This window comes from Pseudanabaena biceps PCC 7429 (assembly GCF_000332215.1).
GTDB classification, from domain to species: domain Bacteria; phylum Cyanobacteriota; class Cyanobacteriia; order Pseudanabaenales; family Pseudanabaenaceae; genus Pseudanabaena; species Pseudanabaena biceps.
This window is the reverse complement of record NZ_ALWB01000190.1, coordinates 1-11912: the sequence shown is the minus strand read 5'-3', so window position 1 is coordinate 11912 and position 11912 is coordinate 1. Positions and strand designations below refer to the sequence as shown.

Annotated in this window: 14 protein-coding genes; 5 read left to right on the top strand and 9 right to left on the bottom strand. The window is 43.7% G+C overall.

The genetic code is table 11. The annotated features are described in order from the left end of the window. Window positions 1–495: 495 nt before the first annotated feature. From pedR to PSE7429_RS17655, 3 genes are all read left to right on the top strand, one after another. On the top strand, window positions 496–828 hold the full coding sequence (pedR, locus tag PSE7429_RS17665) for a photosynthetic electron transport-dependent transcriptional regulator PedR (protein WP_009628668.1): 333 nt from the start codon (window positions 496–498) through the stop codon (window positions 826–828). Next, on the top strand, window positions 821–1105 hold the full coding sequence (locus PSE7429_RS17660) for a hypothetical protein (protein WP_009628667.1): 285 nt from the start codon (window positions 821–823) through the stop codon (window positions 1103–1105). Before pedR ends, PSE7429_RS17660 begins: the two co-directional genes overlap by 8 nt. A gap of 338 nt (window positions 1106–1443) precedes the next feature. Then, window positions 1444–2130, top strand: a complete 687-nt coding sequence (locus tag PSE7429_RS17655) for an HAD family hydrolase (RefSeq protein WP_040689351.1) — start codon at window positions 1444–1446, stop codon at window positions 2128–2130. Window positions 2131–2177: 47 nt separating this feature from the next. On the opposite strand, the gene PSE7429_RS26655 is transcribed toward PSE7429_RS17655, so the two are convergent. From PSE7429_RS26655 to PSE7429_RS17630, 6 genes are all read right to left on the bottom strand, one after another. Continuing rightward, a complete protein-coding gene (locus tag PSE7429_RS26655; RefSeq protein ID WP_009628665.1) occupies window positions 2178–2351 on the bottom strand; it encodes a hypothetical protein in 174 nt (57 codons plus the stop codon). 494 nt (window positions 2352–2845) lie between these two features. Continuing rightward, window positions 2846–3049: a phycobilisome linker polypeptide gene (locus PSE7429_RS17650; RefSeq protein WP_009628664.1), complete on the bottom strand. Its 204-nt coding sequence runs from the start codon at window positions 3047–3049 to the stop codon at window positions 2846–2848. 191 nt (window positions 3050–3240) lie between these two features. After that, window positions 3241–3729 (bottom strand): allophycocyanin subunit beta, encoded by a 489-nt coding sequence (gene apcB, locus PSE7429_RS17645; protein WP_009628663.1) that lies wholly within the window; start codon window positions 3727–3729, stop codon window positions 3241–3243. A gap of 111 nt (window positions 3730–3840) precedes the next feature. Continuing rightward, window positions 3841–4326: an allophycocyanin subunit alpha gene (apcA, locus tag PSE7429_RS17640; protein ID WP_009628662.1), complete on the bottom strand. Its 486-nt coding sequence runs from the start codon at window positions 4324–4326 to the stop codon at window positions 3841–3843. A 250-nt stretch (window positions 4327–4576) separates the two neighbouring features. Beyond that, window positions 4577–4891 (bottom strand): TMEM14 family protein, encoded by a 315-nt coding sequence (locus PSE7429_RS17635; RefSeq protein WP_009628661.1) that lies wholly within the window; start codon window positions 4889–4891, stop codon window positions 4577–4579. A 337-nt stretch (window positions 4892–5228) separates the two neighbouring features. Then, a complete protein-coding gene (locus PSE7429_RS17630; protein WP_009628659.1) occupies window positions 5229–6200 on the bottom strand; it encodes a M23 family metallopeptidase in 972 nt (323 codons plus the stop codon). A gap of 407 nt (window positions 6201–6607) precedes the next feature. On the opposite strand from PSE7429_RS17630, the gene PSE7429_RS17625 reads away from it, so the two are divergent. Beyond that, window positions 6608–7456 carry an inositol monophosphatase family protein gene (locus PSE7429_RS17625; protein ID WP_009628658.1) on the top strand — a complete coding sequence of 283 codons (849 nt, stop codon included), beginning with the start codon at window positions 6608–6610 and terminating at the stop codon, window positions 7454–7456. Between the two features lie 89 nt (window positions 7457–7545). Here PSE7429_RS17625 and PSE7429_RS17620 read toward each other — a convergent pair whose 3' ends face one another. Continuing rightward, window positions 7546–8559: a M14 family metallopeptidase gene (locus PSE7429_RS17620; RefSeq protein ID WP_009628657.1), complete on the bottom strand. Its 1014-nt coding sequence runs from the start codon at window positions 8557–8559 to the stop codon at window positions 7546–7548. Window positions 8560–8970: 411 nt separating this feature from the next. After that, window positions 8971–9216, bottom strand: a complete 246-nt coding sequence (psaC, locus tag PSE7429_RS17615; RefSeq protein WP_009628656.1) for a photosystem I iron-sulfur center protein PsaC — start codon at window positions 9214–9216, stop codon at window positions 8971–8973. Between the two features lie 436 nt (window positions 9217–9652). On the opposite strand from psaC, the gene PSE7429_RS17610 reads away from it, so the two are divergent. Continuing rightward, window positions 9653–10816: a 1-deoxy-D-xylulose-5-phosphate reductoisomerase gene (locus tag PSE7429_RS17610; protein ID WP_009628655.1), complete on the top strand. Its 1164-nt coding sequence runs from the start codon at window positions 9653–9655 to the stop codon at window positions 10814–10816. A 69-nt stretch (window positions 10817–10885) separates the two neighbouring features. Here the strand turns inward: PSE7429_RS17610 and PSE7429_RS17605 are convergent, their stop codons facing one another. Next, a complete protein-coding gene (locus tag PSE7429_RS17605) occupies window positions 10886–11752 on the bottom strand; it encodes an acyl-CoA desaturase (RefSeq protein WP_009628654.1) in 867 nt (288 codons plus the stop codon). Window positions 11753–11912 lie beyond the last annotated feature (160 nt).

The window sequence follows — 11912 nt, the reverse complement described above, 5'->3', positions numbered from 1 at the left end:
AGTTCAGTCATGTTAGAACAAAAATCAAATCCAATATAGAGTTGCGGCGCTTCGCGCCGCAACTCTATATTGGATTTGATGTCCTGACTTAAGTGAATATAGCTAAGCTATAAAAAACAAACCTAGTAAGGGTTTGAGAAACTAAAAATGGCGTAGCCATTTTTAGTTTTGGTACTAGATCTGGATTTTAATTATGCTGAGCTACTTATACCAATTCATTGCAGTGAGCCAACACTTCAGTGCATTAAAAAACAGACCCAGTAAGGTTTTGAGATTTCCAAAATGGCAATACCATTTTGGAAATTGGTATTAGTGCTAAATAGGTAGGGATGGGCGGTGCAGAGCGCCACTAATTCCTACCATATAATCCTCGTTTAATAAGTTACTGGGGAAACTTAATTAATTGACACAATCCCGAATAAGAAATTATACTCATTAGTTAACCGCCAGAATGAGTATAATTCAGAAACATTGGCGCAAATTAACCTCGTTATCATGACCAACCCCGCCGAATCAAATCAAACTGTAATCACCAATTCATCAATTGTCTTGTCAGAGCGAGAGCTACAAGTGATTGAATTAGTTGCCGCAGGTTTAACTAATCAAGATATCGCGCTAAAGCTAGCGATTAGCAAACGTACTGTAGATAATCACATTAGTAATATATTGACCAAAACCAAGACTGACAATAGGGTCTCACTGGTAAGATGGGCTCTACAATGGGGAAAAGTCTGTATTGATGAAGTTAACTGCTGCATAATTGGCACGCCGCCAGTTATTAACGTTTTAGATGCAAAGGATTTGGGGCAGGAATTAGAAAGTGCCTAGCGGGGAATTAGCGATTATACGTTGCAAGATTATTTATAACCCTGATATTGCTCTGGCGATGTATCGAGAGCTAGCCTCCCATATCGAGCAGATTGAGGATGTGAAAGCCGAACTATTTTGGCAAGATAGTAAGGAATTCAGCTATTTAGGAAGTCAAATCGGTGGCATGTGGCTTACTTATCCTCAAGCAACTTCTGCGCAATCTCAGCTTTTAATAAATAAGATCTTAAATGTCTATGGGGCTTGGATTTCCGAACCCGATATTTTATTGGTCTGATGCCGATCGCAATTTCTGCTCTTTCTGATCATGCTTCAAGCCGATATGACATTAGCTAAGCCGAAGACATAGGCGGCGCTTAGCTATGGCTCTATATTTTCGGTCTGAAGCTAGATAAGGTGGGACTTTTTTATCCGCAAAAGTCGAAGGACAGCAACTCTTCGTTAAAGTGTGATCTGGCTTTAGAGTTTCTGTTATACCAAGTTAAGAAATGGCATAGCCATTTCTTAACTTGGAGACTCTTACTAGGTTTAGTTTTTAATTCACAAAAGTGTTGTCCCACTTTTGTGAATTGGTATTACTGGTTTTTATTGTTAGGTGCAATAGCTTTTAAAAATATGACAAGACGCATATTTACAGATTTTGACGGGCCGATCATGGATGTGTCCGATCGCTATTACCAAGTTTATCTCTATTGCTCAGAGAAAATAGCTCGTCCCACCCAAGAGCTTAAAATTCTTTCTAAGTCGGAGTTCTGGGAATTAAAGCGATCTCAAGTGCCAGAAAAGGAGATTGCCAATCTCACGGGCTTTATTGAAGAAAAACAAGCGATCGCCTTTGCCCATCTTCGGCGAGCTACTGTCCATACAGATCCGTATTTCGCCTACGATCAAATCCTTGAAAATGCAGTTCCTGCCTTGGAAAAAGCTCAAGCGGCAGGGATCGATCTGGCAGTCATGACTATGCGTCGTCGTCGCGAATTAGAACCCGTACTAGATCGATATAATTTAAGGCGTTTTTTCAATAGCGATCGTATTTTTTGCCTTGATGACGACTATGTAAAAACTGTTGATACTCAGGATAAACCCAAGTTAATGAAACTTGCTCAGACCCAATTGCCATCTGTACAGGAGCAATGGATGATTGGCGATACGGAGGCAGATATTATAGCTGCTCAAACCTATAATGTACCTGCGATCGCCGTCTTAAGTGGTATTCGCAATCATACGCAAATCATAAAGTACAAACCAAATCAGATTGTTTCTAATTTGTTCGCAGCGATAACTAATATCCTCGAAAGATGAGATAAGAATTAGCAGGACTAACTCTCATCTCATTTGTGATTTGTAGGTTATATTCCCCCTAAAAACTCTTGCTTCGCAATTTTTACCATAACGGCTTGCTGACCCAAATAAAGCATATGTAACTCTGTAAGGAGTTGCTTCGCTGCATCTAGATCGATGTTTTGGATTTGTTGGCAAAACATCATATGGGTAAATTGCTTTTCGATAGGTAAGTCACTCATATGTACCTCTTTTACGAATCAATCAATGACACTAAACTATGACCTTAACCGATGCATTGAAGTTGCTTGACAAGTAGATGTTGGTCACTGTGTCAACATAACGTAACAATACTTTAAAGTTATTGAGAAAACTGTATCATGACAAACATTTTTCTTAGATATACCCAAAGAAATATTTTTGTCAAAAAAATTTAAAAGTATTCCTTATGATGACGATAAGTAAGCCTGTAGCGATCGCAATTTTGCTGCCAATTGTTGCAATTAGCAGGTTTGCTTGGAATAACGTCAATTATCTCTAACTCACATTAGTAAGGGTTTTCAAGTTAAGAAATGGCGTAGCCATTTCTTAACTTGGTATTAAACCCCAAAGGCATGGCGGCGCAAAGCGCCGCCATGCCTTTGGGGTAACCATAGATAGGGCTAAGTTCTAAAACTCAAAAGCCACTGAATGTTTATAATTCAGTGGCTTTTGAGTTTTGGGACAAAAAAGAAAATTAAAGCAAGCCAGTATTGGTGCCTTGCTTGCCAGTAGCTAGTTCAACTTTGATAATCTTGCCACCCATTTTCATAATGCGTTGCTGCTCAGCAAACCAGTTGTCATAGGACACTAGCTTGGTGAAATAGGTATTTTGCAACTCTCGTTGTGTACGAATACGAGTTTGACTAGGTACACAAGCAGTGATTTTAAAACTCCGCATAGCGGCAATCTCCTTCAGAGCCAGTTATTTAAAGATGAATTACAAAGAAATTTTTTAGACAGATATAAACATTGGCGGCGAGATAGGAGCTTTAGCTACCTACCATCGCCGCCTTGTAAATACAGCTCTGTAAATACAGTACTTTATTTTTTACTTGAGGCAAAAAACAAAGTCTAAAGCTATATCGGCAATTAGCTCAAGCCAGAGCTGATGTAATCGAGATATACACCCAATTCCTTACCAGCTTCAGAACCAACGATGCTAGCAGCAACTTCTTTGATCGCTTGAATAGCTTGGATTGTAGAAACTACAGGTACTCCAAGGGAGTTGTAGGTTTCTTTCAAGCCATTAAGTACGCGCTCGTCAAGAATCGAAGCATCACCAGCAAGCATTGCGTAGGTTGCGTAACGGAGGTAGTAGTCGAGGTCGCGGATACATGCGGCATAACGACGGGTGGTGTACATGTTGCCACCGGGACGGGTGACATCAGAGTACAAGAGAGACTTAGCAACTGCTTCTTTAACGATGGTTGCAGAGTTAGCGGCGATCGCTGCGGATGCACGAACGCGAAGTTCGCCAGTTGCAAAATAGCCCTTTAGCTTTTCTAGAGAAGCTGCATCAAGGTACTTACCTTGAACGTCGGCGGAATTAATAACTGAGGTAATTGCGTCTTGTGCCATTTTAATATATTTTTTAGGTTTGCAATTAGTTTTTTGAATTTAGAAATTAAGAAATCCGAAGTTCTTTAAAAAGAAGTGCTTTAAAAATATTAAAACAAATCTAGAACCGATCTACTGCATTGCACCGATGACATAGTCAAAGTAGTAGCCAGCTTCGGCTGCATCTTCACCAGACAACAAAGCGGATGCTGCGTTCTTCAAACCACGTACGCCTTCAGCAACACCAGGAATAGGAGTGCCCAAGGAATTGTACATTTCCTTAACGCCAACTAGACCGATTTCTTCGATAGGGGTGACATCACCAGATACAACTCCGTAGGTTACCAAGCGGAGGTAGTAGTCCAAGTCGCGTAGGCAAGTAGCGGTCATTTGTTCGCCGTATGCATTTCCACCAGGAGAAACAACATCAGGACGCTTTTGGAATAGTTGATCGCCAGCTTGCTTAACGATGCGCTCGCGGGATTCGGTCAAGGTTTGGGCAATGCGAAGACGACGCTCGCCAGAGCTTACAAAGCCCTTAATGCGATCTAGTTCACCAGGGCTGAGGTAACGTGCTTCAGCATCTGCATTCACGATGGACTTCGTGACTACGCTCATTTAATTTTTTCTCCAATCAAAAATGTGAATAAAAACGATTGATGTGATGCCGTACCATGCAGAATTTCCTTTGCTTTAGTAATGCCCTAAGGGCGCTTACAAAAGTTTGGGGCTTGTCTGACATGGAAGGTTTCTTTGTCAAAGCAATGATTACCAAAACATTTTGAAGCATTGCGTTGTCTACAAGCTTTTCTTCATCACACTTCTTAACATTTCTTATGTTATCACTAGAGTTGAAAAGCTAGATCGATTAGCTTGGAAGTATTGCTGCGCAAAGGGTTGCGGCTCCTCCGAGGATCATTAAGCCTGCGGGCATAAATTTTTTTGTTTTGATTAGGCGCACGATAAATACGATCACCAAAAGAGCGGCGATCGCCATACCAGCAATTTTGCCCCACTCTAAGTTTTTGGCGACGGCTGTTCCTGCAATTAACAGTCCCACACCACTAATGCTGCCTGAGATGATCGATGCTTGGCTTTTGCTCTTGGCAAAGCCGATGATGCCACCCACGATGGCGATAATTCCGTATACGAGCAAAGCAATGGCACTGGGGGAAAAGGTCATAGTCGTGTTTATGAGGGTTTTGAAGATTGGGTAAGAAATTTTTAATGGCGTATGGAGTATCGCCCGTCACAGCCTATGCTAGCGAACTGTATTTCTGGGTGATCGCCAAGGCAAAGGTTTAGTTACACATATTTACAAATGCATATGTTCACAAGCGCTTGTGAATATGCGCTTATATAGCAACGTAAGGTTTTCTTAGGACATAAAAAGCCAAATATGAGTGGCGACGCGAAGCGTCGCCACTCATATTTGGCTTTTTGATTCGACAAAAGAGGTCGCGTAAAGCTCGCCCCCTTTTGTGACATGGATAAAAAATTACTAAACTGGCTTACTCGACTTACAGTAAGGGTAAGTTGGTTATAGCTGCGGCGATGCGATTTAAATATGGTGCTGGGTCGAGGGCTACCCAACCATCGCCTGAGGGAACCATAATCTCAAAGTGCAAGTGGGGCCCTGTCGATCGCCCTGTGGAGCCGACAATGCCGAGTTGCTGACCTTGAGCGACATTTTGACCTTGGCTGACGTAAATAGCGGCGAGGTGGGCATAACGTGTACCTGTGGAGCCGTGATCGAGTTCGACTAAATTGCCGTAACCATCCCCCCAACCTGCATAGTCTACCCGTCCTGCTTTGGCGGCGAGTACAGGAGTGCCATAGGGTGCGCCGAGGTCAATGCCGCTGTGAAATGACCAAAAAGCCGTGACGGGATTCATGCGCCAGCCATAGGGAGATGTGACAGGTACGCCGTAGGGCAGAGGATAACCACCTGTTTGAAAAATGACATCGGGGTTGCCAGATCCTTTAGAAGCGATCGCCGCATTGAAGGGCACGGGATCGGGTTTCCATAATGCTCCAGGCACGAATACTACTTGGGGTTTGCGTTGGCAGCCATTGCGCTCGAAGAGCACGTCGGCGCGAATATTGTATTTTTTGGCAACAGTTGTGTAGTTTTCATCGTTTTTAAAGCGATAGGTCAAACCATCTAGAGGGGGAATTGATAGGATTTGACCTGCGCTGACTTCGCCATTGCGGACTTCAGGATTTAGCCCCATTAAAGTTGCGACTTTGAGTTCGTATTTCTTGGCGATCGCCTCTAGGGTTTCACCTTGTTTGACTTTGTGCTGGGTGAGATAATCTAGGGTTGGCTTACCGCAAAGTTCTTCCGCTTCTTTGGCATTAGTCTGATCGACTGGGGTGTTTGGGGAAGTGGAAGTGGCGATCGCTGAAGGTGGGACTAAAGTGGCGATCGTACTGGCGATCATACTGGCGATCGTTGCTGATAACAGGGAGAATTTCCAAGAGGGCTTCATGGAGTATTACTTGAGAATGTGAAGAGGTTAGGGTGGACAGTAGTAGGCTGAATTTATGATTTGATCAAAATGTAACAAAAGATGAAGAATTACAACATGAATCTTCATAAATGAAATGCCCTGTTATTCTCGCAGCGATCGTCACTTGATGAACACCACCAATCTGGTGAGATCCAGAGTGATATCTCTGGTGAAATCGGATGAGACTGGAGGTTTGTGAATCACGAGTTTCTCCTCAAAAAACTTGCCACCCGACCCTGATCGAGTGATTTCTGGTATTAAGTAGCTAGGCAGAATTAAAACCCAAAACCTAGAAGAGCATACCGCCCGCTACGCGGGCGGTATGCTCTTCTAGGTTTCTAGTTACTTGCTAACTCAATTTCTATCCAAATTCTTACCCTAAGATCATGACAAATTCGCTAGCTTCAGTTAGTCAAGAGCAACTGCAAACTTTCTTAGATATCGCTACCGAGGCGGCTTGTGCGGGAGGTGCAATTCTCAAATCCTACTGGGGAAATCTTCAAGAAAATATTGAGGAAAAACGTCCAGGGGATTTGGTGACGATCGCTGATAAAGAATCGGAAGCAATGGTTCTCTCAATTTTGCAGCGCCATTTTCCCGATCATGGAATTTTGGCTGAAGAATCAGGTGTATTAGGCAATACTGAGAGTATTTATTTATGGGCGATCGATCCTTTGGATGGTACGACCAATTATGCTCACCAATATCCCTTCTCATCGGTATCGATCGCCTTACTTGTGGATGGAATTCCTTCCGTAGGTGCGATTTACGATCCCTTTCGTGACGAAATTTTTCGAGCGGCGACGGGTTTAGGAGCAACCCGTAATCGGTTGCCAATTCATGTTTCTAAAACCGTAGAACTCAGCCGTAGTTTACTCGTAACGGGCTTTGCTTACGATCGCACGCTTGTTGAGGATAATAACTATGCGGAATTCTGTCATTTCACCCATCTTACCCAAGGGGTGCGGCGTGGAGGTTCGGCGGCGATGGATTTAGCCTATGTTGCCTGCGGTCGTTTAGATGGTTATTGGGAGCGAGGCTTGTCGCTATGGGATTTAGCGGCAGGGGTAGTTATCGTGCGAGAGGCGGGTGGGATTGTCACTGCTTATGATGGTAGCGAGCACCTTCCTAAATCGGGAAGATTGTTGGCAACTAATGGTCATTTACACGAACAGATGATTGCAGAACTAGCCCTCATCAAGCCTTTACCGTTTAAGTTTCCCTTTGGTCGCTAAGTAGTTAGGCATAATTAAACCCCAAAATATGAGTGGTGGTGCGAAGCTCCACCACTCATATTTTGGAGGTTAATTATGCGCCGTAACCCTTAGGGAAGTGGTAAACGTTCCATTAAGTAGCAGAGGCAATCTTGGCGAATAATATTGCTGTCAAGGGTGATCATTGATGGCATTACAGGCTTTTGCAGCAAGATCTCTCCATTTTGAATTTGGAAATAGCGATCGCTTTTTTCTTCTCCATTTTCGCTTACAGTCGAGAGATAGGCTCTTGCAGTTTTCGCTTTACCGAAGCTTTTCCCAATGGGTAATTCACAAAAATTTAAGCAATCCATCTCAGCGGGAAAAGTGATGTCATCGTCAGGCTCGCCTATAAAGCTGAAATTAATCTCATGGGGGATTTTGACGATCGCTACGGTGTGAAACAGATCGATATCGGCGATCGCGGCATCGGGCAAGCGATCGAAACTATCAAGATTGAGGCAGGTTTCCACATAGGCTAGTGCATGGCTAGTTCCCTCTGGGCGATCGGGCTGTCCGCATTCCAAAACGATCGCGGGACAAAATTCACTAAAAGCACAGGACTGCAATGTTTTGGGGCTGGTGTAATGCACCACAGTTTTATCGAACAGTCGCGCTAGATGCAGGGAATGCTTGTCTAGGCTAGGAATACATCCATAGTGGGGATTTCTGCCTGTATTGTTGTGAATGTCGATACTTGCAAATACTCCCCGCGATCGCATTTCCCTAATTACTTTTTGCGCCACGATCTGCTCTGGTAATGCCTCAGAGCCTTCCTCAATTTGCCAAATGCGATTGTAATCAGGTTGGTTATCTAAATGCCTCAGGCGATATCTTGCCCCCTCAATATTGCCGATAAATAAGGAAAGCGATCGCGGTAGTCTTTGGTGTTGATATTTACGAAGCAACTCGCGCATCGCTAGCCAACTGGTCGTTTCATTGCCATGTAACAAAATCGAAACAAATAACGCGGGTTGGCGATCGCCTGCGATGTGGATCAGGGTGGGACGATGGAGTAATTGCCAAAGTTGAGTGGATTCAAGATCCAATAAACCATCTGGTAGTTGATCGAAAATATCAAGCATAGAAAAAATCAAAAAAGCCATCACTCATAGTAAAGGCAATAGTAAAGGCACGCTATGCGTGCCTTTGCTGAATCAAAAGTTACGCTAAGCACTTGTGCAAACCCGTAAAGTTGCGCCCCTTAGGGGCGCAACTTTACGGGTTTTGGTTTGTAATTAATTATGGCTAGCTACCTACTCCCTTCCCACCAAAGAAATAGACATACAAAACCAAGAATTAGCGTTGCGGCGCAAAGCGCCGCAACGTCTAATTTTTCACTGGGAAGGGAGTATGCGTACCTTTTGGGATAAAAAACAATTTAGGCGTACCAATCGGCACGCCTAAATCTAAATGCAGGATAAAGAATAATTGCACTTAATGAAAAATAAACAAGAATCTAACTTACTAAAAAATAATCATAAAAATTATCGAAATTAGTAGGTAAGACCCATGCTGCGGCTGGTTTCAGCACCAAGATAGACACGGACGCTTAGGAAGTCAGTGGGGCAAGCAGTTTCGCAACGTTTGCAACCAATGCAGTCCTCGGTACGGGGAGAAGAAGCGATTTGAGCCGCTTTGCATCCATCCCAAGGAACCATTTCCAAAACATCACAAGGACAGGCTCGCACGCATTGTGTGCAGCCGATACAGGTGTCATAAATTTTGACTGCATGCGACATATTGCTATTGCTCCAATCAATTATATGTACCTATCTAAAAGAAAAATAGGCACGGGATGTTTAAAACCAAGTTTATCGTAGAGGTTTACATTCGTTGCTTAGATTGTGAGATAACTTAAAACAAATTAATATTTGCGGCTACAATCCAGTTTTTTGGGAAAGCCCATACTTGAGATCATACTTGTGGGGCATAAATTATGGCTATAGCTAAATAAGTTAAGACAGAAAACCCAGAAGAGTGTTGCGGCGCGAAGCGCCGCAACACTCTTCTGGGTTTTGTTTTTGTCTCAAAAAGCAAACAGAGAATGGCGGTGCGAAGCGCCGCCATTCATATCCTTGGTTAAAGCTATATCAAATTTTGACTTCGATCGCGATCGCTCAAAAAACTATGCAAGACTTTAATGATTAGATAATAAATATTAATAAAAAATTTCCTATGAAACGCATTACCCTGCTTGGCTCCACTGGCTCGATTGGTACGCAAACGTTAGATATTGTTGCCGAGTATCCTGAAAAATTTCAGGTGGTGGGAATGACAGCAGGGGGAAATATTGACCTTTTCGCAAGGCAAATTCGCCAGTTTCAGCCCGAAATTGTGGCGATCGCTAACGAAACGAAACTTGCAGAATTAAAAGAGGCGATCGCTGACCTTTCCACAAAACCAATCCTGCTAGCAGGAGCCGAGGGAGTAGAAACAGTTGCCGCCTATGGTGACTCGGAGGCTGTGGTAACGGGGATTGTCGGCTGTGCAGGGCTATTGCCAACAATTGCCGCCATTAAAGCAGGTAAAAATATTGCACTAGCCAATAAAGAGACTTTAATCGCAGGCGGCGAAGTGGTCGTACCTTTGGTGCAAAAACATGGTGTGAAACTATTGCCTGCGGATTCCGAGCATTCGGCAATTTTTCAATGCTTGCAGGGAGTGCCAGAAGGGGGATTGCGACGGATTATTCTCACGGCTTCAGGCGGAGCCTTTCGCGATCGCCCCACCGAGGAGCTAGCCTCCGTTACTGTCGCTGATGCCTTAAAGCATCCTAACTGGGCTATGGGTAAAAAAATTACGATCGACTCAGCCACCTTAATGAATAAAGGTTTGGAAGTGATCGAAGCTCATTATCTCTTTGGCGTGAATTATGATCAGATTGAGATCGTGATCCATCCCCAAAGCATTATTCACTCCCTCATTGAATTAGAAGACACTTCAGTATTAGCGCAACTTGGTATTCCTGATATGCGGTTACCTTTGCTCTATTCCCTCTCCTATCCCGATCGCCTTCCTACCCAATGGGAGCGTCTCGATCTGGTTAAGTGTGGCACCTTGACCTTCCGCGCCCCCGATCATCAGAAGTATCCCTGTATGGAACTAGCCTACGCCGCAGGTCGTGCTGGGGGAACCATGCCTGCGGTGTTGAATGCTGCCAATGAGCAAGTAGTGGAACTGTTTTTACAAGAGCGAATTCGCTATGTTCAGATTGCAGATTTGATCAAACATGTATGCGATCGCCATAACTGCATATCTAAGCCCGAACTTGAAGATATTCTCGAAGCCGATAAATGGGCAAGAAAAACCGTGATCGAACAGGTGATGGCGATCGCATAAAAAAGGGTGAGATGCAAAGCATCTCACCCTTTTTTAATTTTTCAGGTTTAATTTTTCAGGTTTGATTTTTCAGGTTTGATTTTTCAGGGTGGGTGGCATAACTACTTTAGTTGCTAAGCCTAGGCTCTTCAGCATTTGAATAGCCCACCAAGTCACATCAACTTCCCACCAACGCCAGCCCGCCTTTGCCACATGGGGATAGGCATGGTGATTGTTGTGCCATCCTTCGCCATAGGTAACGATCGCGGCCCACCAGAGATTGCGTGAATTATCATTAGTCTCAAAGGTGCGGTAGCCCCACATGTGGGTAACTGAGTTAATAAACCAAGTGCTGTGCCATAGTAAAACTGATCTTAGACACATGCCCCAGATAATGTAAGACCAACCGCCGAGGAGATATAAGCCAAGCCCTAAAGGAATTTGCAGTAGTAAAAAGTATTTATCTAACCAGACATAGAAGGGATCGCGCACGAGATCGGGGGCATATCTGCCATATTTATCTAAGTTAAAAAAGTCGGGTTTTGGGTAAAGTATCCATAGCATATGGCTCCACCAAAATCCTCGGCGCGCAGAGTAAGGATCAAGCTCCATATCCTCTGTATGGGCGTGGTGAAGGCGATGACCCGCAATCCAAAATATTGGTCCCCCCTGTAGTGCGGCTGCACCGACTAAGGCGATCGCATATTCTAACCATTTGGGGACGTGAAAACTGCGATGGCTTAATAAACGGTGATAGCCCAAGCAGATCCCAATACTTCCCAAAAACCAATGCAACAGAATCGTAACTCCTAAGGCTGACCATGAGAAATACCAAGGAGCCAATAGCGCTAAAATATGGAAGATGGAAAAGAACGCTATTGATGTCCAGCTAAGTTTTAAGGGCTCGGGATTGGGATTAGAAGGTGCGGGTATAACGTCTGAAAATAATCTGGTCATATTTGTAAAGAATAATTTTAAATAGTTCTAAGATTCTTGCTAAGGTTAGTTCTAATTTGAATCGCACACCATTAAAGAGACATGGCGATCACGGTAGAACTACAGCGCATTGCGCTCAAACCCAAACCAAGGAAATTTTTGAAAGCGTTGCGAAGCAACG